Below are 23,456 nucleotides of genomic sequence, written 5' to 3'. Positions count from 1 at the left end.
GCCGCATTTTCTCCGGCCGCCTGCAATACAATTCCGCGAGCTTGCCGGGCATCACGGCACCTCCTGACCGGACTCAGATAAAAAGACATGGGAAAGCACGTCGTTGTCCTAGGCGCGGGTATCGTGGGCGTCTGCTGCGCCCTGGAACTGCAGCGCCGCGGCCTGTCCGTCACGCTGGTGGACCGGCAGGAGCCGGGCCTGGAAACCTCGCTGGGCAACGCCGGCGTGATCGCGCGCAGTTCGCTGATGCCGTTCAACCACCCCGGCTTGTGGCCGCAGTTGCCGCGGCTGCTGAAGAACGACACCGTGCAGTTCCGCTACAAGCTGAGCTATCTGGCGCGGAACCTGGGCTGGGCCGCCCGCTTCCTGCTCAACGCCCGGCCGGCGGTGTTCAGGCAGACCGTGGAGGCGCTGGATGGCCTGATCCGGCTTTCGGCGCCCGAGCACCTGCGGCTGCTGAACGAATCGGGCGCGGCGCACCGGCTGCGCGATACGGGTTGGGTTTTCCTGTACCGCTCGGAACAGGGCTGGAACAGCGGCGAACTGTCGCGCAAGACCTTTGCCCAGTACCAGGTGCCGACCCAGGTCTTGCAGCCCGCGGAACTCGCGGAGATCGAACCCGCGCTTGCGCCCATCTTCCACCGCGCCCTGTGGATCCAGGGCTCCTACTCTGTCGATGACCCGCACGAAGTGGTCGCGGCCTATGCCGCCCTGTTCCGGCGCTCGGGCGGCGCGTTCCAACGCCTGACCGCCAGCGCCATCCGCCGCGAGGGCCAGGGCTGGATCGTGCAAGGCGTGCAGGGGTCCGGGTCAGTAGCGGCGGATCGATTGGTGGTGGCGCTGGGTCCCTGGTCGAAGGGCCTTTTGAAAACGGCGGGCATAGACCTGCCCATGGCGTTCGAGCGCGGCTACCACATGCATTACAGCGGCGCAGACGGCGCCAGCCTGACACGCCCGGTCTACGACACCGGCGGCGGCTACGTGCTGTCGCCCATGGCACGCGGGCTGCGCCTGACCACGGGAGTGGAACTGGACGCCTGCGAAGCGCCCGCCCGGCCGCTGCAGCTGGACCTGGCGGAGGCGCGGGCCCGCGAGGCGTTTCCGCTGGACCGGCGGCTGGACGCCGAGGCGTGGCTGGGGCGGCGTCCGACGCTGCCCGACAGCCGGCCGATGATAGGCGAAGCGCCGCGCCATCCCGGCCTGTGGCTGGCGCTGGGCCACCAGCACATCGGCTTCAGCACCGCGCCCGGCACGGCCAGGATACTGGGAGAACTGATGTGTGATGGCGGCGCTGCCTCGCGCCACGAGGCCTTCCGGCCGGGTCGGTTCATCTAGGGCGGCAGGAAGCCGCCGGCTGTGGTTCACACAACCGGCGCCTGGCGCTTACCCCAGCAACAGGGCGTCGTCCGAGATCTTCTCGCCGCGCACGCGCTCGAACATGGCCAGCAGATCCGGCACGTCCATGCCGCGGCGCTCGTCGCCCGACACATCCAGCACCACCTGCCCTTGATGCAGCATGACGGTGCGGTCACCCACGTCCAGCGCCTGGCGCATGCTGTGGGTCACCATCATCGTGGTGAGCTGGCTTTCGGCCACGATGCGCGCGGTCAGCTGCAGCACGAAGTCCGCCGTGCGCGGGTCCAGCGCCGCGGTGTGCTCGTCCAGCAGCAGGATGCGCGAGGGCTGCAAGGCCGCCATCAACAGGCTGACCGCCTGGCGCTGACCGCCAGACAGCAGGCCGATGCGGTCGGTCAGGCGGTTTTCCAGGCCCAGGCCCAGCGTGGCCAGGCGCTCGCGAAAGCCCTCCTTCATGGAGGCCTTGACCGCGCGGCTGTAGCCGCGGCGCGCGCCGCGCATCTGCGCCAGCGCCATGTTCTCTTCGATGGTCAGGTCTTCGCAGGTGCCGGCCATGGGGTCCTGGAACACGCGGGCCACACGGCCCGCCCGCGCCCACACCGGCTGGCGCGTGACGTCGACGCCATTGATGTCGATGCGGCCGGAGTCGACCGGCAGGTCGCCCGACACTGCATTCAGGAAGGTGGACTTGCCGGCGCCGTTGGAGCCGATGACGGTCACGAACTGGCCCGAGGGAATCTCCAGCGACAGGCCGCGCAAGGCGCGGGTTTCGATGGGCGTACCCGCGTTGAACGTGATCTTGAGGTCTTTTGCGGACAACATATTTCAGTACTCCATTGTGCAATCGCAGCACACAGGCCACATCAATTCCATACAGCCCGATCGGGGCCGCCGCGGAGCCGGCTTTGCCGGTCCGCGCGCGACGCCCCCTTGAGGGGGAAGCGCCGCAGGCGCTTCGGGGGTGGGCCTCATCCTTTCTTGCCGACCAGGCGGCGCTTGAGCATGGGAATGACCAGGGCAAACGTGACCAGCACCGCAGTGACGAGGTTCAGGTCTTGCGCCTTCAGGCCGATGAAATCGCTGTTCAGCGCCAGGGCGATGAAGAAGCGGTAGACAATGGCGCCGATGATGACGGCCAGCGTGGCCAGCACCAGCTTGCGCGACGGCAGGATGCTTTCGCCCACGATCACCGCGGCCAGGCCGATCACGATGGTACCGATGCCCATCGAAATGTCCGAACCGCCCTGGGTCTGCGCGAACAGCGCGCCCGCCAGCGCGACCAGCGCGTTGGACAGCGCCATTCCGCCCAGAATCATGCGGCCGGTGTTGACGCCCTGGGCGCGGGCCATGCGGCCGTTGGAACCGGTGGCGCGCACCGCCAGGCCGGTCTGCGTGGCGAAGAACCAGTCCAGCGCCAGTTTGGCCAGGATCACGATCACGATCAGGATCAACGGGCGGGCGACGTAGTCCGACAACCACTCAGGCTGCAGGATGGTGAATACGGTGGGTTCGGTGATCAGCGGGACATTGGGCTTGCCCATGATGCGCAGGTTGACCGAGTACAACGCGATCATCATCAGGATGCTGGCCAGCAGATCCATGATCTTGAGCTTGACGTTCAACCAGCCGGTGACCAGCCCGGCTGCGGCGCCAGCGATGGTGGCGATGACGGTGGCCATGAACGGGTCGGTGCCCGAGGCGATCAGCGTGGCACAGACCGCGCCGCCCAACGGGAAGCTGCCGTCAACGGTCAGGTCCGGGAAGCGCAACAGGCGGAACGAGATATACACGCCCAGAGCCACCAGGCTGAAGATCAGGCCGATCTCCAACGCACCTAACAACGAGAACAATGACATGGGTCAAATCCAATCAGTAAGAAGCGGGCATATTAAAAACTTGCACGAAGGCAAGAAACGAGCATATTAAAGAGTTGCCGCGTCGGATATCTTGCGTTTCGGGGTCAGTTTTACCCCAGCTTTCGCAAGAAACGTTTCCCTGCGAGGGATTTTCTCCGGTTTCCTGCCAAAGCCTTCCCGTGCCGGACGGCCGGGCCGCCAGCATGAGTCTGCAGGACCATTCAGGGAGCAAAAACGCCGGGCGGGCACAACGCCGTAAGGCGGGCCGCCGGCCATTCAAGACCAGCACATTGCGCCGGGCCGCGAGCATCTTGTGAATGCTGCCGCCCTGAAGACCATGGGGTAAGGCAAGACACCAGAACATAAAACAAGCCCCGCTCACGCCGGGTAGGCATGGCGGGGCGGGTACGGCTGATTATTACTTCACAACCACCGCGGCCGACTTGATGATCGCATCGGACAGGGTCACGCCCTGCTTGGCGGCAGCGCCCGGGTTCACGTAGAGCTCGAGCTTGGAGATGGTTTCCGAGGGAATGGCGCCGGGCTTCTCGCCCTTCAGGATGCGCACCACCACCTTGCCCGTCTGCACGCCCAGGTCGCGGTAGTTGATGCCCAGGGCGGCGATGCCGCCGCGCTTGACGCTGTCGGTGTCGGAAGCGATCAGCGGGATCTTGGCGTCGTTGCCGACCTTGACCAGCGACTCATAGGCCGACACGACGTTGTTGTCGGTGTTGGTGTAGATGACGTCGACCTTGCCGATCAGGCTGCGGGCGGCGGAAGCCACGTCCACCGAGCGCGGCGCTGCCGCTTCGACCAGGCTCATGCCAGACTTCGGCAGGATTTCCTGCAGCTTCTTCACGACCACGACCGAGTTGGCCTCGCCCGGGTTGTAGACGATGCCCACGCGCTTGGCGTTAGGGACGATTTTCTTGATCAGTTCGACCTGCTTGTCCAGGGCCAGCAGATCCGACACGCCGGTCACGTTCGTGCCCGAGGCGTCCATGCTGGCGACCAGTTGGGCAGCGACCGGATCGGTCACGGCGGAATACACCACCGGCACGTCCTTGGTAGCGGCGACGACGGCCTGTGCCGACGGCGTGGCGATCGCGACGATGGCGTCGGGCTTGTCGCCGACGAACTTGCGCGCGATCTGGGCGGCGGTGCCGTTGTTGCCCTGGGCGCTCTGGTATTGCCACTTCAGGTTCTTGCCCGGCTCGTAGCCGGCCTGCTTGAGGGCATCCTGCACCCCGTCACGCACGGCGTCCAGCGCCGGATGCTCGACGATGGCGGTGACCGCCACGGATTTCTGCTGCGCGGACACAGGCGCGGCGATAGCCATCGCCAGCGCCATGGCGCCAACCGTCAGAAAATGTTTTTTTCCGATCAGCATAGATAAGCTCCTTGAACCCTTGTTTTTGCTCATTATTACGGCGCCGCTGGCGGCTCCCCGCCGGCCGGACTAGCCATAAAGCCGTATAGTCTAACTTGCCGCCCACCCAAAGCGTTTCGGGGGAATCCCTGAAATGGTGCATGCCGCAACAGCATGCCCCGCAGCGGGGCGCAGCGGCGTCAATATACTGAAAAGCCCGGAATCGCAGCGGCCGGATCCGCAGAAACCGGACTTCTTTCACGCCGCCAACCGCAGCATCCAGAGGCCTCACCATGATCAAACGCGCATTGGGCCGTTCCGGCCTGCAGATTCCTCCCCTCACCTTCGGCGGCAACGTCTTCGGCTGGACCGTGGACGAAGCCGGCACGTACTCGCTGCTGGACGCGCTGGTTGACGCCGGCCTGAACTTCATCGACACGGCGGATGTGTATTCGCGCTGGGTTCCGGGCAATCAGGGCGGCGAATCCGAGACCCTGATCGGCAAATGGCTGAAGCGCTCCGGCAAGCGCGACCGCGTGCTGATCGCCACCAAGGTCGGCATGGAAATGGGACCCGACGCCAAGGGCCTGGCGCCCGCCTACATCCGCCGTTCGCTGGAAGCCTCGCTGGCCCGGCTGCAGACGGACCACATCGACCTCTACCAGTCGCACCAGGACGACCCCGACACGCCGCTGACCGACACCCTGGCCGAATACGCCAAGCACATCGAGTCCGGCAAGGTGCGCGCCATCGGCGCCTCCAACTACACCGCGGTGCGGCTGTCCGAAGCGCTGATCGCGAGCGAACGGCACAGCCTGCCGCGCTACGAGAGCATCCAACCGGAATACAACCTGTACCGCCGCGAACCCTTCGAGTCCGGGTTGCAAAGCCTGGTGAAGACGCAGCAGATGGGCACGATCAACTATTACGCCCTGGCCAGCGGATTCCTCAGCGGCAAGTACCGCAGCCCCGCGGACGCGGGCAAAAGCCCGCGCGGACGCAAGATCGTCGACACCTATCTCAACGACCGCGGCTACCGGATTCTGAAAGCGCTGGACGAAGTGTCCGAGGACGCCAACTGCACGCCCGCCCAGGCCGCGCTGGCCTGGCAGATCGCGCAACCCGGCATCACCTCGCCCATCGTCAGCGCGACCTCGCTCGAGCAACTGGACGAACTGGTCAAGGCGGCCAGCCTGGCGCTGACGCATGATCAGTTGGCCAAGCTGAGCCAGGCGAGTGAATGGCGGTGAGGGAGGGGTGAAAATACCGGACGAGCCGCAACGGCACGTCCGCGCCCCGAATAGGACAAACTTTACAGGGCTGAAAAAGAAATCCCCGGCTCAAGGCCGGGGTGACATCAGGTCTTACATGATGGGTCGTAGGCTTGCGCCAATTGGAAGCCATCACCAACCTTAGAGAGATCTTATTCCGCGAGGCTGTCCAGAGTCAATCTTGGACACCTGCGGATCTTTCCAGGGTGAGTGACATGCCAACAACACTGCAATATCGGCCGATTCTGATAGACACGCTCATTAGCAACGAGCGCATGAGCAGTTATCAGACCGTCTTCAGCCCAGCCAATGATGTGGAACTGATGGGCGCCTATTTATGGAACACCCATGCCAGCGGCGCCTTGTACCCGTTGATCAGCGCGGTTGAAATCACCTTGCGCAATGCCATCGACCGGGCGCTGACCGCGGACCTGGGGTCGTTCTGGTGGTCGGGTCCGCGGCTACTGTATCGCTCGTATGCGCCCGGCGCTGCGCCACCTCAAGCCGTGCAGGCGGTGCATGACAATTTTGTCAAGGCAACGCGCAAGTACATCAGCGAGGTCCGCAGTCGTCACCGGCTACGCGGTCACATCATTCCCAACCATGCAGGCGTGATTTCCAAGACTGAATTCTCATCCTGGGAGTTCCTGCTCAATGCCGATTTCATGGGACGGGGCCTGATCTGGCCCAAGCATCTATCCACCGTGTTTCGCGGACCTTGGCCCACGCGCCAGGCGAGCGCCGTACTGGCCCACGGCAGAGACCTGGTTGCGACGCTGAGGGAGTTCCGCAATCGTCTTTTTCATCACGAACCTGCCTGGAAGCGGTACGGCGTCCAGACGGAAGCCGAGGCCCTGCAACACTTGCACGAGAAGATCGACAAAGCGGAAAGCCTCTTGGCGTTGATCCACCCGGAGAATCTGCGGTTGCTGCAGATCCATGGCCTGCTGCGCCATGCGCGCCGGGCCTGCACCTCGGTTGAAATCCGCCGTTTCCAACATCGGCTTCAGTCTCGCAAGATCCATTCCCCGCGCAAGCTGGCCAGGCTGGTGGATCAATCACGACGGGAGCACAGAGCTCTGGCGGCGAAGATCCACCAGGGGTGCAGGCGGCGCTTCCTTGTCCTGCCGGAGTGACGGACAAGAAAGCGCCGGCTCATCAATCCAGCTTCACCCCCGAGTCCTTCACCACCTTGGCCCAACGCCCAACCTCGCTATCGACGAACTTGCCGAACTCGGCGCCGGTCAGGGTGGGCACGGCCGAGCCGTTGCCGGCCCAGGTTTCCTTGATCTTCGGCGCATTCAGGGCCTTGGTGATCTCGGCGCTCATCCGATCCACCGCTTCCTTGGGCGTGCCAGCGGGCGCCCAGATCGCGTACCAGGTCGACACCACGTAGTTCGGTACGCCGGCCTCGGCGGCGGTGGGCACGTCGGGCAGCGATTGCGAGCGTTCGGTGGCAGCCACGGCCAGGGGCTTGATCGTGCCGGAGCGTATATGGCCGGCGGACGAACCCAGGCCGTCGAACGCCAGGTCCACCTGTCCGCCGATCAGCGCCGACAGCATGGGCCCGGCGCCCTGGTAGGGCACGTCCACCAGTTTGATGCCGGTCTGCATGGCGAACAGCTCGCCGGCCAGGTGATGCGTGCTGCCCTTGCCGGCAGTGCCGAAGTTGATTTCTCCGGGACGCTTCTTGGCGTAGTCGATCAATTCCTGCACCGTCTTCACCGGCAGCTTGGACGGATTGATGACGATGACCTGCGGCGGCTGGGCGACCAGCGCGACCGGCACGAAGTCCTTCTGGATGTCGTAGTTCAGGTTCTTGTACAACGAGGGGGCCAGCGCATGGTGCGCGCCGCCCATGAAGAAGGTGTAGCCGTCAGGCCTGGCCTTGGCCGCGACGCCCGCGCCCACGGTTCCGCCCGCCCCGCCCTTGTTGTCGATGACCACGGGCTGGCCCAGCTGCGTGGTCAGTTGCTGGGCCAGCGGACGGGCAAAGGTGTCCGTGCCGCCGCCTGCGGGGAACGGGACGATCAGCGTGATCGGGCGTTCAGGCCATTGTGCGGCGGCGACGCCGCCAAAGCCCAGGGCGGCCACGGCGAATACGGCCGCGGCGGTGGTGCGATATTTCATATTGTCTCCTCTTGCTGCAGCATGGGGACGGCGCGGTTATGTGCGTCTCGTCTCTTGAAGTTTTTGTATGGAATGGGCTGCTGGGACTTGCGGTTTTTTTGGGGGCGAGCGCTCCTGAAAGATGGCCTGCGCATCACACGCCGGGCCTGAAGAAAACCCGCTCCCCAGATCGGGGAGCGGTCGGCGCGTACGTCAGAGCGCCTTGTAGGTTTCGCGCAGCACGTTCTTCTGCACCTTGCCCATGGTGTTGCGCGGCAGTTCGCCGATGATGTGCACGCGCTTGGGCACCTTGAAATTGGCGATGCGCGATTTCAGCTCGGCCTGCATCGCGTCCGCGTCCAGCGCCGCGCCGTCCTTGGGCACCACCACGGCCACCACGGCCTCGCCGAAGTCTGCGTGCGGCACGCCGATGACCGCCGATTCGGCCACGCCGGGCATGTCGTCGATCAGCGTTTCGATCTCCTTGGGGTACACGTTGAAGCCGCCGGAAATGATCAGGTCCTTGCTGCGGCCCACGATGGACAGGTAGTCGGCGGGCACGTCGCGTCCCGCGGACTCGCCGCCCCAGCGGCCCACGTCGCCCGTCTTGAACCAGCCGTCGGCGGTGAATTCCTCGGCGGTCTTTTCCGGCATGCGCCAGTAGCCCGAGAACACGTTCGGCCCGCGCACCTGCACGTTGCCGATCTCGCCCGGCGCCAGCGCGATGCCGGCATCGTCGACCACCCGCACCTGCACTTGCGGCAGAGCGCGGCCCACGGTACCCGCCAGGCGTTCGCCCAGCTTGGCGTCATAGGGATTGGAGGTAAGCATGACCGTTTCGCTCATGCCATAGCGTTCCAGGATGGCGTGGCCGCTGCGTTTCTGGAAGTCCGAGAAGGTCTCTGCCAGCAAGGGCGCCGAGCCCGAAATGAAGAGGCGCATGTTGGCGCAGACGCTGCGGTCAAAGCGCGGGTCGGCCAGCAGACGCACGTAGTACGTTGGCACGCCCATCATCACGGTGCTCTGCGGCAGGTAGTGCAAGGCCTGGTCGACGTCAAGCTTGGGCAGCCAGATCATCCTGGCCCCTGCCAGCAAGGCGCCATGCGAGGCCACGAACAGGCCGTGCACATGGAAGATCGGCAGCATGTGCAGCAGCACGTCGTCCGGGCGCCAACCCCAATAGTCGTGCAGCACGCGGGCGTTGGCGGCGAGGTTGCCGTGCGACAGCATCGCGCCCTTGCTGCGCCCGGTGGTGCCGGACGTGTACAGGATGGCGGCCAGATCGTCGGGCTTGCGCGCGACGGTCTTGAAAGTCTGCGGCAGGCCGCCCGCGGCATCCAGCAGCGTGCCGCTGCGGTCTTCATTCAGCGTGTACACGTGCGCGGTGCCCGCCTTGTCTGCCGCGCGCTGCACCCAGTCCAGGTTCTTGCTGGCGCAGACCACCACGGCCGGCTCGGCATTACCCAGGAAGTACTCGATTTCCGATTCGCGGTAGGCGGTATTCAGCGGAAGGTAGACCAGGCCGGCACGCAAGGTGGCCAGGTACAGCAGCAGCGCTTCGGGCGACTTTTCGACCTGCACCGCCACGCGCGAACCGGCCGGCAGATCCAGCGAGGTCAGCAGATTGGCCAGGCACGCGGTGGCGCGATCGATGTCGTCCCAGGTGTATTGCAAGTCGGGCGTTTCCAGCGCGACTTTGCTGCGGTCTTTGGGAAAGCCGCCTTGCAGGACAGCATATAGATTAGCGTTGCTCACCTTGTCTAGTCTCCGGAAAAGGAAGGGTCCACGCCGGCCAGGAAGGCGCGCACGCCCTCCTTGTGGTCCCGGCTGTCGGCGTACGAGAAATAATCCTGGTATTCGTCTTCGGTCAAGGCGCCGCCGGCGGCGAGCCTGCGCGACAGGCGCTTGTTGATGCGGGCGGCCAGCGGCGCGCCAGCCGCGATGCGCTCGGCGCTGCGTTTGGCCGCGTCGACCACCTGGTCGTCGGGAACGACGCGCGTCAGCAGGCCCAGCTCGCGGGCCTCGGCCGCGCCGAACACGCGGCCTTCGAGCAGGATGGCCAGGGTGGCGGCGCGTCCGACCAAGGCCAGCAGGCCGCTCATTTCGTCCGGCGCCATGGGGAATCCCAGGCGGTTGATCGGCACGCCGAAACGCGCGGATTCGCCCGCGATCCGCAGATCGCACTGGCTGGCGATCTCAAGCCCCCCGCCCACGCATACGCCTTCGATCTGCGCGACGACCGGATGCGGACACAGGGCGACCGCCTGCAAGGCAGGCGCCAGCACCTCGCGGTGGTAGCGCTGCACGCCGGCCATGTCGCCGCGCTGCGCGGGGAACTCGCGAATGTCGGCGCCGGCGGCGAAGTTGCCGCCCTCGCCGCGCACGATCACGCAGCGCACGGTATCGTCCTGCGCAATGCGCGTGAATACGTCCCGCAGTTCATGCCACATGCCCACGGTGATCGCGTTCAGGCGCCCCGGGTGCGATAGCGTCACCCGCGCCAGATCGCCCTCGCGTTCCAGCAGCACGCGGCCGGCCACGTTGTCCGTCATGTCTCCTGCCCTCTTTCTTATGTAGTTGCGCCGCGGGCGCGACGCCTATGCCACCCGCCCCACGCCGCGGCTGACCTGGGGCTTGCCCTCGCCCAGCCGGGCCAGGTTGTCATCCAGCTCGTCGAGGTCGTAGAGGTAGTTCACCATCAAGCCGCAGGACTGCTTGAGTCCCTTGGGCGAGGTATCCGCGGCCCAATTGAGCCGTTCGATGCGCGCGCCATTGCCCAGGTGGAAACGCGCCACCGCGTCCACCGGCATGCCGTTCTTCATGGACTGCAGATAATTGGCTGTCAGGCGGAAACCCGCGCGCTTGACCACGTCGGCGGCCTTGCCCTGGGCCGCCTTGGCCAGGCGCGCAACCCAGCGCCGCCCGTCGGGCACGCCCTCGCGCTTGCGCGCCTTGGCGCGCACCTTGTCCTCGCGCACGATGGCCTCCACCGCCTCGGCGTCCAGCTTGCCCAGCCAGTCGGCGAAGCCCGGGATGGGCGACAGCGTGGCGAAGGACTTCAGCTTGGGCAGTTCATGCAGCAGCTGCTCCACCACGCGCTTGAGCAGGAAGTTGCCGAAGCTGATGCCCTTCAGGCCGGGTTGCGTGTTGGAGATGGAATAGAAGATGGCCCAGCGCGCCTTGTCCAGGTCCTGCGGCGGCAGGGTGCTGTCCAAAAGCACCTGCACGTTGTCGGCCATCTGGCTGGCGAAGGCGACTTCCACGAAGATGAGCGGCACGCCCGGCATCTGCGGATGGAAATAGGCGTAGCAGCGACGGTCCGGCGAAACACGACGGCGCAGGTCGTCCCAGGAGGTGATCTCGTGCACGGCTTCGTAAAGGATCAACTTTTCCAGTAGCGATGCAGGCGAATCCCAGGTCAGCGGCCGCAGTTCCAGCAGGCCCACGTCGAACCAGGCGGACAGCAGACCCTCGAGGTCCTTGTCCAGCATCTGAATGCCCGCCACCTGCTTGCGCCAGCGCAGCATGTCCGCGCGCAGCTCCACCAGGAAGCGCAGGCCCTGGGGCTGCGCATTGAAGCGCTTGAAGAGGCGCGCGCCCTCGCCGCCTTCGCCAGCGTAGCTGCCGCGCGCCTGCGCCAGCGCGGTCAGCATCAGCCGGCGGTCCTTGCCATCCGCGGCGCTGTACTGTTCGCACCAGCGGCGGGCCAGCTTGTTGGCGGCCACGTCGGTCAGGCGCGCTTCGAACAAACGCCGGACTTCGGATTCGCTGGGCAGCCGGCCGCGTTCCCACAGCTTGCCCAGGCGGGACATCAGGCCCGCGCTTTCGGCGGCGGCCGCTTCATAGATGGCATCGGCCTCGGGCTCAGGCGTGCGTGCGCCGCGCGCGGGCGCGAGATTGGCGGGTGCGGACATGGGCGGGCTCCTCGATGACGATGGGATCGGACGGCGCCGCATCGGCGGCGTCCGCATGGCTCAATGCGCGCAGCGCTTCCAGCTGGCGCATCAGGTGGTTGTGCGCGAGCGCCTGCGCGGCCTCGCTGTCGTGCGCCTTGAGCGCTTCGAATATGGCCAGGTGCTCGGCGCAGGACTGCTGGATGCGGCCGGGCTGGGACAGGCTGCGGTGGCGCGACAGGCTCAGCACCTTGCGCAGATTGCCCACCATGTCCGACAGCCATTGGTTGCCGGCCAGGGCCTGCACCGCTTCGTGGATCAGGTAGTTGGTCTTGTAGTAGGCATCGATGCGGCCAGCCTGGGCATGGCCCGCCAGCGCCGCGTGCAGGGGTTCCAGCTCGGCCAGTTGGGCATCGCTGGCCTTGCGCGCGGCCTCGAAGGCGCAGCGCCCTTCCAGCATGGCCATCAGCGGGAAGATGTCTTCCAGGTCTTGCGCCGAGAGTTCATTGACGAAGCAGCCGCGGCGCGGCTCCAGCCGCACCAGCCCCTCGGTGGCCAGCACCTTGAGCGCCTCGCGCAAAGGGGTGCGGGAGATGCCGAGCTCGCCCGCCAGGCGCAGTTCGTCGATCCATTCGCCGTTGCGCAGGGAACGCGCGTGGATCATGCCGCGCAGGCGATCCGCGACTTCCAGGTAGAGGGCTTGCCGGACGATGGGAAGAGTCATGGGTCAGCGGCCTGAACTGCACCGTAATTCATAATTATGAATAAGACCATGATAGTGCTGGATGCGGGAAAAAGAAAACCCCTTGCTCCTCGGTAGCTACCCTAGGAATAAAAAGGGCCTCCGGCATCCGGAGGCCCGTCGATTCATCCCGAAAAATGGGGACAAAATCAGAAGTGCAGCACCCCATCGACCGCGTGTCGGGTCAGGGAGCGGGCCCAGCGGCGCGCCGGCAGGCCGTATTTGGCCTCCACCACCTCGGCCCTGGCCAACAGCTCGGCGGGGGTGACTTCCAGGCGCGGGCCGGAGAACGCCAGCACGATCTGGTTGCCCGCCTCGACCTCGGGCAGCAGCACGATGCGGTCGTCGAAGGCCTTGGACAGATTGTCGATGTTCTTGCCGAAGCTCTCGTGGCGGCCGAACAGGTTCACCGCCAGCACGCCGACCTCGCCCAGCACGCGGCGGCAGTCGCGATAGAACTTGACGCTGTCGCGCACCGGTCCCTCGGCCATGGCGTCGTACAAGTCCACCATCAGCACCGGGCAACGCCCCGCGTTGAGCGGATCGGCCACCCAGGCGCCGGCGTCGGCGTGTTCGACTTCGAGGCGGTTCGCGCCCGGCAGGCGGAAGAACATATGGCAGGCCGCCGTCACCCGCGGATTCCATTCCACCGCCAGCAAGGGGCTGCGCGTGTGCTTCACGCAGTAGCGCGCCAGCGAGCCGGCGCCCAGGCCCAGCATGCCGATGGCTTCGTCCTTGGGCGGCTCCAGGAACAGCAGCCAGGCCATCATCTGGGCGGTGTACTCGAGCACCAGCTCCGACGGGTTCTTGATGCGCATGGCGCCCTGGACCCAGACGGTGTTGAAGTGCAGATAGCGGACGCCGTCCACCTCGGACAGGGTCGGCTGGTCCAGCTCGGAAGGAAAGTTCGATTTATGCATGGCGGCGATTGTAGGTCGGACGCCGCCTCTGCGTCAGGCGGCCAGCCGGTCGTCCCCGCTCTCCCAGATGCGTTCCAGCAGTTCCGCGCGGGACGTTTCGGCTTGCAGGCCGGCCGCCAGCCGCAGCACCCGCTTCAGGTAAAGGTGCGCATCGCACTCCCAGGTGACGCCCAACGCGCCGTGGACCTGGATGGCGTTCTGCGCCGCGCGCCGGCCCGCCTCCACCGCAAGCAATGGCGCGAACAGGCTGTCGCGTTCCGCCGAAGCCGCGTCCGCGTCATGCGCCGCAACCGCTGCCACGCCCGCCAGCCTGGCGTCGTCCAAGGCCATCCAGTCTTCCGCCAGCCGATGCTTGATCGCCTGGTTGGCGCCGATGGCGCGGTCGAATTGCCGGCGTTCGCGTGCATGGGCCGCCGCCATGTCCAGCGCGGCCGAGGCAGCGCCCAGCAGCTCAGCCGAACGCAACAGGCGCAGGCGCGTCCGCAGGCGCTCCCAGGTTCCCGCCTCGACCTCCAGATCGACGCTGTCCAGCAATTGCGGGCGGGTCACGCGCGCCACCGGCATGGTGGGATCGAGCCGCGCCTCGCCGGATACGGGCGCCAGCGCCTCCAGGCGCAGGGCGGTGGCGCTCAAGCGCCGCACGGCCAGTGCACGCACGCCCTCGCCCGCGCCTTCGATGAAGACCGATCCGTCGGGACGCACGGCAGCGTCAGCAAAGTAGGTGTCGCCCGCCATCACGGCGGCAGCCCATCCCGCGGCCGGCCCCGCCGCGCACAGGGTCGGCAGTATCGCCATGTTGGCCGCCAGCGGCAGGCTCAACAGGTGCCGCCCGGCGGCTTCGGCCACGATCCAGGCTTCGCGCATGCCCAGCCCCAGTCCGTCCTGCGCGGCCGGCGCCAGCAACGCCGGCCAGCCCTGGGCGGCGATCTCGCGCCATTGCGCCAGGCGCGCTTCATAGGGTTTGCCGGCCGCGGCGCGTGCCGTGGCGGGCGGATGGCGGTCGGCCAGAAAGCGCCGGGCCGCGTCGTCCAGCATGCGCTGGTCTTCGGTCGGATGCAGATCCATGAGGTTCAAGCCTTGGGCAGGCCGAGCATCTGCTCGGCGATGATATTGCGCTGGATTTCGGAGGTGCCGGCCAATATGGTTTCGGCGCGCGACCACAGATAGGCATGCGTCAGTTCGGCGGCATGCGCGTCGCTCGCGTCGTCCGCCAGGCAGGCATCCTCGCCCAGCAGTTGCAGCGACAGTTCCAGCAGCCGCTGATGCGCTTCGCTCCAATGGATCTTGGTGGAAGACCCCTCGGGCCCCGGCGGATCGCCGCGCATCGCGCCGGCCAGCGCGCGCTGCGACTTCAACGCCAGCACATGGCTGTCGGCCGCGAGCCGCGCCCACTGATGGCGCACCGCCGCCGAGGACGCCGGAACGTGGCCGTAGGCGTCGGCGCGCAACGCCAGTTCGCGCACCTGGCGCAGTTCCTGCGCGAAGCGCACCAGCCGCGGGATGAAGTAGGTGCCGCGCTCGAAGCTGGCCGCGGCCATGGCGATTTTCCAGCCCTGGTTCGGCGCACCTAGCAGGCAGTCTTCAGGCACGAACACATCCTCGAAGAACACCTCGCAGAATTCGGCCTCGCCCGTGATCTGCCGGATCGGTTCGACCCGCACGCCCGGGCTGCGCATGTCCACCAGCAGGAAGCTCAGCCCCTTGTGCCTGGGCGCCTGCGCATCGGTGCGCGCCAGCACGAAGCACCATTGCGCGCGGTCGGCGAACGAGGTCCAGATCTTGTGGCCGTTCAAGCGATAGCCGCCCGCCGCTGCCTCCGCCCGCGTGCGCACCGACGCCAGGTCGGAGCCGGCGCCAGGCTCCGAATAGCCCTGGCACCAGACCTCGCGGTTCGACAGGATTCCGGGCAAAAAGCGGCGCTTCTGCGCCTCGGTGCCGAAATGCAGCAGCGTCGGCGCCAGGATGCCGTGTCCGATCAGGTTCACGCCCAGCGGCGCGCCGCAGCGCGCGTGCTCTTCGTGGAACACCGCCTGCCGCGACAGCGGCAGGGCGCGGCCCCCATGCTCCTTGGGCCAGCCCAAACCGGACCAGCCGTTGGCGCACAGGGTGTCTTCCCATGCCCGCCGGAAATCAAGGTTGCGCGGCTCGGCCCCGCCCGGCCAATCCTTGACGAAACCGGCGTAGGCCGATGCCAGCCAGCCGCGCAAGTCCAGGCGGAACGCCTCGTCTTCCCGCGCGGCGCTTTCCAACTGCGTCATGCCATTACTCCAGGCGGATGTTCGAATCGCGCGCGACCTTGGCCCACGTGGTCACGTCCTGGCGGATGAAAGCGGCGAAGGTCTTGGGATCGCTGCCGATGATGTCCAGGCCCAGGCCCGTGAATTGCGCCTTGACGTCGGGCTGCTGCAGGATCTGCGCGAGATTGCTGTAGATCTTGTCCACCACCGGCTGCGGCGTACGCGCCGGCGCCACCAGGCCCAGCCAGGGCATGGCGGAATAGCCCGGCAGGCCCGAGGCCGCGACGGTCGGCAGGTCCGGCACCGAGGCCGAGGGCTGGGCGGTAGTCACCGCCAGCACGCGCAGCTTGCCGTCCTTCACGAAGGGGCCGGACGAGGCCCAGGCGTCGAACATGACCTGCAGGCGGCCCGCCACCAGATCGTTGAGCGCTGGCGCGCTGCCCTTGTACGGGATGTGCGTCATCTGCACGCCCGCCATGCTGTTGAAGAGTTCAGCTTCCAGATGGGTCGAGCTGCCGGTGCCGACCGAACCGTAGCTGACCTTGCCCGGATTCGCCTTCAGGTAGGCGATCAGCTCGCCCACGTTCTTGGCCGGCACCGAGGGATGCACTTCCAGCACGTGCACCACCGAGGCCACCTGGCTGATGGGCGCGAAGTCCTTGATCGGGTCGTAGTTCACCTTGGCGTAGATGCTGGGCGCGATGCCCAGCGACGAAGCCGCCATCAGCAAGGTATAGCCGTCGGGTTCGGCGCGCGACACGTAGTCGGACGCGATCATGGTGCCGCCGCCCGGCTTGTTTTCCACGATTACCGGCTGGCCCAGCTTGCCGCTGAGCTTTTCCGCCAGCAGGCGGCTCATGATGTCGGTCGCGCCTCCTGGCGAGAACGGCACCACGATGCGTATCGGACGGTTGGGATAGCTGTCCTGGGCCATGGCCGGACCCGTGACGCCGATGCAAGCCAGCGCGACGCCGGCCAATAGTTTCTTCATCATGCTTGTCTCCTCCTGGGATGGATTGCGCGCTAGGCGCTACGGGTTGCGGGCAGGATCAGCGCGTCCAGTACCGCAACGCCCTGTCCAGCCTCTTTGATCAGCAATGGATTGACTTCGATTTCCGCCACATGCGCGGGCGCGGCAAGCAAGGCATTGCCCACGGCCACGATGCTGCGGCACGCGGCCGCCACGTCGGCCTGGGGCTTGCCGCGATAACCGTCAAGCAGCGCGTAGGCCTTGAGCTCCTGCAGCATTTGCAGCGCAATGTCCTCGTCCACCGGCAGCAGACGATGGCTGGTGTCCTGGTACAGCTCGGTCAGCACACCGCCCAGCCCCACGGTCAGCACCGGACCGAAGACGGGATCGCGCGTGACGCCGACGATGATCTCGGCCACGCCGCGCTCCATCTTCTGCACCATCACGCCGTCGATCCGCGCCCCTGGCTGCGCCGCGGCCGCCGCCCGCGTCACCTCGCCGTACGCGCGGCGCACGGCGTCGTCGTCGGCCAGGTTCAGCGCCACGCCACCCGCCTCGGTCTTGTGGGCGATGTCGGCGCTCAGTATCTTCAGGGCAACCGGATATCCGGCCTCCCGCGCCTGCGCGACGGCTTCATCCGCGTTCGCGGCCACCTTGGTCCGCGCTTGCGGCAGGCCGAAAGCAGCCACGTACCCGCGCGCATCCGCTTCATTGCAGGGCACAGCCGGCACCGCTGGCGCGTCCAGTTGCGGCGCCGCCGCGATGCGCTTGGCGCCGCGCGCCTCGCACCACAGCAGGTAAGGCGCCAGGGCCGCGACCGCGAGACCCAAGTCCTCGAACACGGCCACCTCGGCGTCGCGCAAGGCCGCGCGGCTCTGGGCCAGGCCGGTATCGATGGCAACGAACAGGCGCTTGTGCCGGCGCGACACGTCCGTCAGCGCGTCGGCCATGCGGTCCAGCATGTAGCCGGGCGCATACACGACGACCGCGTCGATCGCATCGGTGGTGGCCAGCGCTTCCAGCACGGTATGCACAAAGGCTGGATCGTTGACCACGTTGCCGGTCACGTCCACCGGATTGCCGACCATGCCGTAGTCGGGAATCCCGCCGCGCAGTACCGCCTGCAGGTCCGGCGGCAGATCGGGCAACTCCAGTCCTGCGCCGATGAACTTGTCCGCCAGGATGGCGCCCAGCGCGCCCGACATGGTCAGCACCGCGACGCGCTTGCCCGCCGAGCGGTGACGCAGCGTGGCCAGGCTGGCCAGATGCGCCATCTGCGCGAAATCGGTGGCCTCGATCACATTCAATTGGCGGAAGGCCGCCCCGTACACGCGCCGGTCCCCGGCCAGCGCCGAGGTATGCGACTGCACCGCCTGCGCGCCCTTGTCCGTGGTGCCGGCCTTCAGCGCGATCAGCAACTTGCCCTGGCGCTCCAGTTCGCGGCAGGCGCGCTTGAAGCGCTCGCCATCGCGCAACTGTTCTATGTAGCCCAGGACGATTTCCGTCTGCGGGTCGGCCGCCAGGTACTCCAGGTATTGCGAGAAATCCAGGCAGGCTTCGTTGCCGGTGTTGATGAAATGCGAGAACGGCAGGTCCAGCCGGCGCGCGATCGCGTACACCGCCGCGCACACGTTGCCGCTTTGCGTCAGCAGGCTGACCTTGCCCGGCCCCGTCTGCGCCGGCGCGGTCTTGAAGACCGAGGCGAACGCCGTATAGGCCTGCGTGTTCAGGTTGGCGAAGCCCATGCAGTTCGGACCAGCCACGGCCATGCCGCTTTCGGCCACGAAGGCCTCCAGCTCGTCCTGCAGGCGCGCGCCCTCGCCGCCCGCTTCGGCGAAGCCCGCGGCGTAGACGATGGCGGCGCGCGCGCCCTTTGCGTGGCAGCGGCGCAGCATGGGCGTGACGTCCGCGGCCGCGATGGCCAGCACCGCCAGATCCACCGGTTCAGGCACGGACTCGATGTCCGGCCAGCAGCGGCGGCCGAAGACTTCCTGGTACTTCGGATTCACGGGATAGATGCCGCCCGCATAGCCGAAGCGCGTCAGCAGATCCAGCGGCATGCCGCCGATGCGCCCTGCGTCGGCGCTGGCGCCGATCATCGCGATGGAGCGCGGGTTGAGCAAGGGGTCCAGAGTCATGCTGCCTCACCCGTTTTGCCGCCGGGCCGCCCCAAGGCAAAAGGCGCCCCCTCGGGGGGCAGCGCGCTTGCGTCGCGTGGGGGCATTTGCTTATTGCGCTGGATGGCTTGCGCCAGGCCGCGTGCACGGACGGCCTGGAACTCCTCGCTCAGATGCGACAGCTGGTGCGTATCGAAATGCGCCGACAGAGCGGTGCGGAAGCCCTGTGCGTCCGCGGTGCGGTTCAGCGAACGCTTGATGAGGCGCAGGCCGAAAGGCGGCGCCTGCGCGATGCGCTGCGCCAGCGCCAGGGTCGCGGCGTCCAGCTCGGCCTCGGGCACCACGCGGTTCACCATGCCGATGCGCAGCGCTTCCTGCGCGTCCACCTTTTCGCCGGTGTAGAGCATTTCCTTGGCCTTGCGCAGCCCCATGACCCAGGGATGGATCAGCACCTCGGTGGCGGCGGCCGCCAGCGTGTGGCCGACGGGATCCGAAAAATAGGCGGTGTCGGAGCACACCACCAGATCGCACATATTGGCGATCATGAAACCGCCCGCCACGCAGGCGCCCTGCACCTGCGCCACCGTCGGTTTGGGAAAGTCCCAGATGCGCATGCAATAGCCGTAGTAGCGGCGCGACTCGTAATCCCAGCGCTCCTCCACCGTGAAGTCGGCGCGTTTGGCCTGGGCTTCCTTCAGGTCATGGCCCGCGGAAAAGTGCGCGCCGCGCCCGGCCAACACCACGACCCGTACCGAGTCGTCCTGTTCTGCGCGCGTCAACGCGTCATCCAGTTCGTCCAGCATCAGCTGGCTTTGGGCATTGCGCGCGGATTCGCGCGCCAGGCTGATGCGGCATACCGAGTCGTGCCGCTCGACGGCCAGGGTGGCGTATTCCATGGTCTCCTCGTCCTTGTTCTGCCGCGCCTTGAGAGGCGGCGCGGTCGACTGGATTGAATTAACGCACCTGGAATCCTAAAATACAAAATATTCAATCAATATTTCCCACATTATGAACAACAGCGGATCCACAGGCGGTACCCAGAGCATGCGGCGCGCCCTGGGCCTGCTGCGCGTACTGGCGCAGCACCAGGAAGACGGCATAGACCTGCAAGGCGTCATGGCCGAGGCCGGACTGGAACGCTCCACCGCGCACCGGCTGCTCAGTTGCCTGCTGGAAGAGCAATTCGCCGAGCGCGACGCCACGACCCGGCGCTACCGCCTGGGCGTGGATTCCATGCAACTGGGATTCGCGGCGCTGCGGCGCACGCCGCTCCTGGACGCGCTGCGTCCGTTTGCGCAGAAGCTCGCGCGCCTGTCGGGCGACACGGTGTTCCTGGTGATACGCCAGGGCGACTACGCCCTGTGCCTGCTGCGCGAGGCTGGCTCGTTCCCCGTCAAGGTATTCACCATCGACCAGGGGGAGCGGCGTCTTCTGGGCGTGGGCGCGGGCGGCCTGGCGCTGATGGCCACCCTGCCCGACGAGGAAATCGCCGCGCTGTACGCGCGGCACTCCGCCACTTACGCGCAGATCGGCGCATCCAGCGCTGCCCTGATGAAATCGGTCAGGCAGGCGCGCGCAGCGGGCTATTCGGAAATCGTGGACACCATCACGCCCGGCGTGTCGGGCGTGGGCGTGGCGTTCCGGGTGTCGGAACTGACCTGGGTGGCATTCAGCTTCGGCGCGATCAGCAGCCGGCTGGACGCGCCGCGGCGGGCGCAGATGGGCGCGCTGCTGCGCGCCGAGTGCCAGGCGTGGGCCCAGGACTACCTGGAAAAATAAAGCCCCCTCGCGCAGCGAGGGGGCAGTCTTGCGGCCGGGCGCCCAGAGGCGCCCCTAGGCGCTTCAGATCCGCTCGAAGATGGCGGCAATGCCCTGGCCGCCGCCGATGCACATGGTCACCAGCGCGTAGCGCCCGCCCACGCGCTGCAGTTCGTGCAGCGCCTTGACGGTGATGATCGCGCCGGTGGCGCCGATGGGGTGGCCCAGGCCGATGCCGCTGCCGTTGGGGTTCACCTTGGCCGGATCCAGCTTCAGTTCGCGCGACACCGCGCAGGCTTGCGCCGCGAACGCTTCGTTGGCTTCGATCACGTCCAGCTGATCCACCGTCAGGCCGGCGCGCTTGAGCGCGGCCTGCGTGGCCGGCACCGGACCGATGCCCATGATGTTGGGGTCCACGCCCGCGTGGGCATAGGCCACCAGGCGCGCCAGCGGCTTGACGCCGCGCTTGGCCGCGACCGAGGCGTTCATCAGCACCACGGCGCCCGCGCCATCGTTCAGGCCCGAGGCGTTGCCCGCCGTCACCGTGCCGTTTTCCTTCTGGAACACCGGCTTCAGGCCCGCAAGGTTTTCGGCCGTGACGTCGCGGCGCACATGCTCATCGGTGTCGAACACCACTTCGCCCTTGCGCGACTTCATGACCACCGGCACGATCTGGTCGCGGAAGTAGCCCGCGTCGATGGCGGCCGCGGCGCGGCGATGCGATTCCGCGGCCACGGCGTCCTGGTCCTGGCGGCTGATGCCGAACTTGGCCGCCACGTTCTCGGCGGTCACGCCCATGTGCATGCGGCCGAACGGATCCGACAGCGCGCCGGTCATCATGTCCAGCATCACGCTATCGCCCATGCGCGCGCCCCAGCGCTGCGCCGGCGCGATGTACGGCGCGCGGCTCATGCTTTCGGCGCCCGCGCCGATGGCGATTTCGGCATCGCCCAGCATGATGGTCTGCGCAGCCGACACGATGGCCTGCAAGCCCGAACCGCAAAGGCGGTTGACGTTGAAGGCGGGGGTTTCCTTGGCGATGCCGGCGTTCATGGCCGCCACGCGCGACAGGTACATGTCGCGAGGTTCGGTGTTGATGACGTGGCCCACGGCGACGTGGCCGACTTCGTCGCCCTTGACGGCGGCGCGTTCCAGCGCGGCCTTGATGACGGTTGCGCCCAGGTCGCACGGCGGCACGTCTTTCAGCGCGCCCCCGAAATCGCCGATGGCGGTGCGGACGGCGGACGCGACGATGACTTCATTCATGGTGTTTCCTCCTTGTAATGCGTTCCATCATACCGCCGCCGTCTTGTGCCCGGGGCTGGCGCGGCGTGAATGCCCGATACCGAAGGGATAGCACCAATACCCCTATCGATACGAACTTCATATCATCCATGCCCAATGCCATCTGGAGCGCCCGCATGGATTTCCGTCATCTGCAGCAGTTCCTGGTCCTGGCCGAAACGCTGAATTTCCACCGCGCTGCCGAAAAACTGCACATGTCGCAGCCGCCCCTGTCCGTCTCGATACGCAAGCTCGAAGAGATGGTGGGAGTGCCGCTGTTCCTGCGCGGACGCCAGGGCGTGAAACTCACCGAAGCCGGCCTGGCCGCGCTGGACGAGGCGCGCCGCGCCCTGTTCCATGCCGAACAGTTCCGGCAGGCGGCGCGCGCCGGCGCCGCGGGCGAAGGCGGCACCGTGCGCATCGGTTTCGTGGGCTCGGCCACGCACGGCGTGCTGCCGCGCATCCTGCCGCAGTTCCGGCAACGCTATCCCGGCGTCACCGTGGTGCTGCGCGAAGCCACCTCCATACGCATCATGCAGGAACTCGAGGAAGACACGCTGGAGATCGGCATCGTGCGCGTGCCGGTGGCGATGGGATCGAACGTGCGGCTCGCGCCGCTGACGACCGAGAACTTCGCGCTGGCCGTGCCCAAGACGCATCCGCTCGCGCGGCGCGGCCGCATCCGCCTGGCGGACCTGGCCGACGAGGCCTTCATCATGTACACCGCCACCGAGGCTGCCGGCCTGCGCATGGCCGCCATCAACGCCTGCCAGCTGCGCGGCTTCACGCCCCGCATCACGCAGGAGGCGGTGCAGGTGCAGACGCTGCTCAGCCTGGTGGAAAGCGGCCTGGGCGTGGCCCTGGTACCAGCCGGCGGCCGGCGCCTGCCCGGCACCAACGTCGTCTACAAGACGCTGGCCGATTTTCCCGCGGATGCAACGATCGGCATTTCGCTGGCATGGAACCCCGCGACCGAACGCAGCGCCACGCGCAACCTGCGCGAAATGGCCAGTCAGGCGTTCCGGGACAAGAACGCGAAATAAGCGCGCCGCTTGCGGCAACACGGCCGCCAGGCTTAGGATGGAGCATGGGTTTTATCCTCACCAGCGATCCGGGAGCGCATCGTGAAGACAGTTGCTGAGATACTCAGGGAAAAAGCCAATCATTCCGTCGTGACGGTTTCGCCCGACGCGTCGGTTTTCGAAGCCGTCAGAATCATGGCGGAACGCAGCATCGGCGCCGTGGTGGTGGTCCAGGGCGACGCGGTGCTGGGCATGCTGACCGAGCGCGACTACGCCCGCAAGATCGTGCTGCAGGACCGCTCCTCGCGTACCACGAAGGTGCGCGACATCATGACCGATTCCGTCTACTACGTCAGCCGCGCGGACACGCGCGAACACTGTATGGCGATGATGACGGAACGCCACTTCCGTCATCTGCCTGTCATCGAGGACGGCAAGCTGGTCGGCCTGCTTTCCATCGGCGACCTGGTCAAGGACGTCATGAGCGAACAGAAGTTCATCATCCACGAACTCGAACGCTACATCACCGGCGAACGCGGCTGACGCCGCGCG

Annotated in this window: 21 protein-coding genes; 6 read left to right on the top strand and 15 right to left on the bottom strand. The window is 66.8% G+C overall.

Features of this window, described 5'->3' with window-relative positions; all coding sequences use genetic code 11:
• Positions 1–87 precede the first annotated feature (87 nt).
• Positions 88–1,335: an FAD-binding oxidoreductase gene (locus tag IB258_RS05160; RefSeq protein WP_192352261.1), complete on the top strand. Its 1,248-nt coding sequence runs from the start codon at positions 88–90 to the stop codon at positions 1,333–1,335.
• A gap of 48 nt (positions 1,336–1,383) precedes the next feature.
• Here the strand turns inward: IB258_RS05160 and IB258_RS05155 are convergent, their stop codons facing one another.
• The 3 genes from IB258_RS05155 to IB258_RS05145 form a co-directional block, all read right to left on the bottom strand.
• Entirely contained in the window at positions 1,384–2,178 is a 795-nt protein-coding gene (locus IB258_RS05155) for an ABC transporter ATP-binding protein (protein WP_013395026.1), read from the bottom strand.
• Between the two features lie 146 nt (positions 2,179–2,324).
• The gene (locus IB258_RS05150; protein ID WP_054452922.1) at positions 2,325–3,212 is read right to left on the bottom strand and encodes an ABC transporter permease; all 888 of its coding nucleotides are present in this window, start codon (positions 3,210–3,212) and stop codon (positions 2,325–2,327) included.
• A gap of 418 nt (positions 3,213–3,630) precedes the next feature.
• Complete coding sequence (locus IB258_RS05145; protein WP_054452924.1) at positions 3,631–4,602, bottom strand: ABC transporter substrate-binding protein; 972 nt, start codon at positions 4,600–4,602, stop codon at positions 3,631–3,633.
• 272 nt (positions 4,603–4,874) lie between these two features.
• Here IB258_RS05145 and IB258_RS05140 point away from each other — a divergent pair, with 272 nt between their 5' ends.
• A complete protein-coding gene (locus IB258_RS05140) occupies positions 4,875–5,831 on the top strand; it encodes an aldo/keto reductase (protein WP_054452926.1) in 957 nt (318 codons plus the stop codon).
• Positions 5,832–5,974: 143 nt separating this feature from the next.
• Positions 5,975–6,988 (top strand): CAAX protease, encoded by a 1,014-nt coding sequence (locus tag IB258_RS05135; protein ID WP_225590292.1) that lies wholly within the window; start codon positions 5,975–5,977, stop codon positions 6,986–6,988.
• Positions 6,989–7,010: 22 nt separating this feature from the next.
• Here the strand turns inward: IB258_RS05135 and IB258_RS05130 are convergent, their stop codons facing one another.
• The 11 genes from IB258_RS05130 to IB258_RS05080 form a co-directional block, all read right to left on the bottom strand.
• Positions 7,011–7,982, bottom strand: coding sequence for a tripartite tricarboxylate transporter substrate binding protein (locus IB258_RS05130; RefSeq protein WP_119449996.1), 972 nt, complete (start codon positions 7,980–7,982; stop codon positions 7,011–7,013).
• A gap of 192 nt (positions 7,983–8,174) precedes the next feature.
• On the bottom strand, positions 8,175–9,716 hold the full coding sequence (locus IB258_RS05125; protein WP_192352260.1) for a malonyl-CoA synthase: 1,542 nt from the start codon (positions 9,714–9,716) through the stop codon (positions 8,175–8,177).
• Positions 9,717–9,721: 5 nt separating this feature from the next.
• On the bottom strand, positions 9,722–10,513 hold the full coding sequence (locus tag IB258_RS05120) for an enoyl-CoA hydratase/isomerase family protein (protein ID WP_054452933.1): 792 nt from the start codon (positions 10,511–10,513) through the stop codon (positions 9,722–9,724).
• Positions 10,514–10,558: 45 nt separating this feature from the next.
• Positions 10,559–11,875, bottom strand: coding sequence for a malonyl-CoA decarboxylase domain-containing protein (locus IB258_RS05115; RefSeq protein ID WP_192352259.1), 1,317 nt, complete (start codon positions 11,873–11,875; stop codon positions 10,559–10,561).
• Positions 11,826–12,578, bottom strand: a complete 753-nt coding sequence (locus IB258_RS05110) for a GntR family transcriptional regulator (RefSeq protein WP_175163182.1) — start codon at positions 12,576–12,578, stop codon at positions 11,826–11,828. The genes IB258_RS05115 and IB258_RS05110 overlap by 50 nt, the downstream gene beginning before the upstream one ends.
• 167 nt (positions 12,579–12,745) lie before the next feature.
• Positions 12,746–13,516 carry a hypothetical protein gene (locus tag IB258_RS05105; protein ID WP_059372341.1) on the bottom strand — a complete coding sequence of 257 codons (771 nt, stop codon included), beginning with the start codon at positions 13,514–13,516 and terminating at the stop codon, positions 12,746–12,748.
• Positions 13,517–13,549: 33 nt separating this feature from the next.
• A complete protein-coding gene (locus tag IB258_RS05100) occupies positions 13,550–14,581 on the bottom strand; it encodes an acyl-CoA dehydrogenase family protein (protein ID WP_175163178.1) in 1,032 nt (343 codons plus the stop codon).
• A 5-nt stretch (positions 14,582–14,586) separates the two neighbouring features.
• A complete protein-coding gene (locus IB258_RS05095; protein ID WP_192352258.1) occupies positions 14,587–15,774 on the bottom strand; it encodes an acyl-CoA dehydrogenase family protein in 1,188 nt (395 codons plus the stop codon).
• A 4-nt stretch (positions 15,775–15,778) separates the two neighbouring features.
• A complete protein-coding gene (locus IB258_RS05090; protein ID WP_125473428.1) occupies positions 15,779–16,747 on the bottom strand; it encodes a tripartite tricarboxylate transporter substrate binding protein in 969 nt (322 codons plus the stop codon).
• A gap of 29 nt (positions 16,748–16,776) precedes the next feature.
• Positions 16,777–18,861, bottom strand: a complete 2,085-nt coding sequence (locus IB258_RS05085; RefSeq protein ID WP_192352257.1) for an acetate--CoA ligase family protein — start codon at positions 18,859–18,861, stop codon at positions 16,777–16,779.
• Positions 18,858–19,736 carry an enoyl-CoA hydratase gene (locus IB258_RS05080; protein ID WP_225590291.1) on the bottom strand — a complete coding sequence of 293 codons (879 nt, stop codon included), beginning with the start codon at positions 19,734–19,736 and terminating at the stop codon, positions 18,858–18,860. The genes IB258_RS05085 and IB258_RS05080 overlap by 4 nt, the downstream gene beginning before the upstream one ends.
• Positions 19,737–19,848: 112 nt before the next feature.
• On the opposite strand from IB258_RS05080, the gene IB258_RS05075 reads away from it, so the two are divergent.
• Positions 19,849–20,619, top strand: a complete 771-nt coding sequence (locus tag IB258_RS05075) for an IclR family transcriptional regulator (protein WP_119450004.1) — start codon at positions 19,849–19,851, stop codon at positions 20,617–20,619.
• Positions 20,620–20,682: 63 nt separating this feature from the next.
• Here IB258_RS05075 and bktB read toward each other — a convergent pair whose 3' ends face one another.
• A complete protein-coding gene (gene bktB / locus IB258_RS05070; RefSeq protein ID WP_054452951.1) occupies positions 20,683–21,864 on the bottom strand; it encodes a beta-ketothiolase BktB in 1,182 nt (393 codons plus the stop codon).
• A 155-nt stretch (positions 21,865–22,019) separates the two neighbouring features.
• Here bktB and IB258_RS05065 point away from each other — a divergent pair, with 155 nt between their 5' ends.
• Both IB258_RS05065 and IB258_RS05060 read left to right on the top strand, forming a co-directional pair.
• A complete protein-coding gene (locus tag IB258_RS05065; protein WP_054452953.1) occupies positions 22,020–22,925 on the top strand; it encodes a LysR family transcriptional regulator in 906 nt (301 codons plus the stop codon).
• Between the two features lie 81 nt (positions 22,926–23,006).
• Positions 23,007–23,447 (top strand): CBS domain-containing protein, encoded by a 441-nt coding sequence (locus IB258_RS05060; RefSeq protein WP_054452955.1) that lies wholly within the window; start codon positions 23,007–23,009, stop codon positions 23,445–23,447.
• Positions 23,448–23,456 lie beyond the last annotated feature (9 nt).

This window comes from Achromobacter sp. ACM02 (genome assembly GCF_014851605.1).
Taxonomy (GTDB): Bacteria; Pseudomonadota; Gammaproteobacteria; order Burkholderiales; family Burkholderiaceae_B; genus Achromobacter; species Achromobacter aegrifaciens.
Note: the sequence above shows the minus strand (reverse complement) of the source record. Positions and strands in the feature narration are given on the sequence as shown.

What these genes read in the sequence shown, in the direction of transcription:
- IB258_RS05160 (WP_192352261.1), top strand. Translation starts at nt 88, where the DNA reads ATGGGAAAGCACGTCGTTGTCCTAGGCGCGGGTATCGTGGGCGTCTGC.
- IB258_RS05155 (WP_013395026.1), bottom strand. Translation starts at nt 2,178, where the DNA reads ATGTTGTCCGCAAAAGACCTCAAGATCACGTTCAACGCGGGTACGCCC.
- IB258_RS05150 (WP_054452922.1), bottom strand. Translation starts at nt 3,212, where the DNA reads ATGTCATTGTTCTCGTTGTTAGGTGCGTTGGAGATCGGCCTGATCTTC.
- IB258_RS05145 (WP_054452924.1), bottom strand. Translation starts at nt 4,602, where the DNA reads ATGCTGATCGGAAAAAAACATTTTCTGACGGTTGGCGCCATGGCGCTG.
- IB258_RS05140 (WP_054452926.1), top strand. Translation starts at nt 4,875, where the DNA reads ATGATCAAACGCGCATTGGGCCGTTCCGGCCTGCAGATTCCTCCCCTC.
- IB258_RS05130 (WP_119449996.1), bottom strand. Translation starts at nt 7,982, where the DNA reads ATGAAATATCGCACCACCGCCGCGGCCGTATTCGCCGTGGCCGCCCTG.
- IB258_RS05120 (WP_054452933.1), bottom strand. Translation starts at nt 10,513, where the DNA reads ATGACGGACAACGTGGCCGGCCGCGTGCTGCTGGAACGCGAGGGCGAT.
- IB258_RS05115 (WP_192352259.1), bottom strand. Translation starts at nt 11,875, where the DNA reads ATGTCCGCACCCGCCAATCTCGCGCCCGCGCGCGGCGCACGCACGCCT.
- IB258_RS05110 (WP_175163182.1), bottom strand. Translation starts at nt 12,578, where the DNA reads ATGACTCTTCCCATCGTCCGGCAAGCCCTCTACCTGGAAGTCGCGGAT.
- IB258_RS05105 (WP_059372341.1), bottom strand. Translation starts at nt 13,516, where the DNA reads ATGCATAAATCGAACTTTCCTTCCGAGCTGGACCAGCCGACCCTGTCC.
- IB258_RS05100 (WP_175163178.1), bottom strand. Translation starts at nt 14,581, where the DNA reads ATGGATCTGCATCCGACCGAAGACCAGCGCATGCTGGACGACGCGGCC.
- IB258_RS05095 (WP_192352258.1), bottom strand. Translation starts at nt 15,774, where the DNA reads ATGACGCAGTTGGAAAGCGCCGCGCGGGAAGACGAGGCGTTCCGCCTG.
- IB258_RS05090 (WP_125473428.1), bottom strand. Translation starts at nt 16,747, where the DNA reads ATGATGAAGAAACTATTGGCCGGCGTCGCGCTGGCTTGCATCGGCGTC.
- IB258_RS05085 (WP_192352257.1), bottom strand. Translation starts at nt 18,861, where the DNA reads ATGACTCTGGACCCCTTGCTCAACCCGCGCTCCATCGCGATGATCGGC.
- IB258_RS05080 (WP_225590291.1), bottom strand. Translation starts at nt 19,736, where the DNA reads ATGGAATACGCCACCCTGGCCGTCGAGCGGCACGACTCGGTATGCCGC.
- IB258_RS05075 (WP_119450004.1), top strand. Translation starts at nt 19,849, where the DNA reads ATGAACAACAGCGGATCCACAGGCGGTACCCAGAGCATGCGGCGCGCC.
- bktB (WP_054452951.1), bottom strand. Translation starts at nt 21,864, where the DNA reads ATGAATGAAGTCATCGTCGCGTCCGCCGTCCGCACCGCCATCGGCGAT.
- IB258_RS05065 (WP_054452953.1), top strand. Translation starts at nt 22,020, where the DNA reads ATGGATTTCCGTCATCTGCAGCAGTTCCTGGTCCTGGCCGAAACGCTG.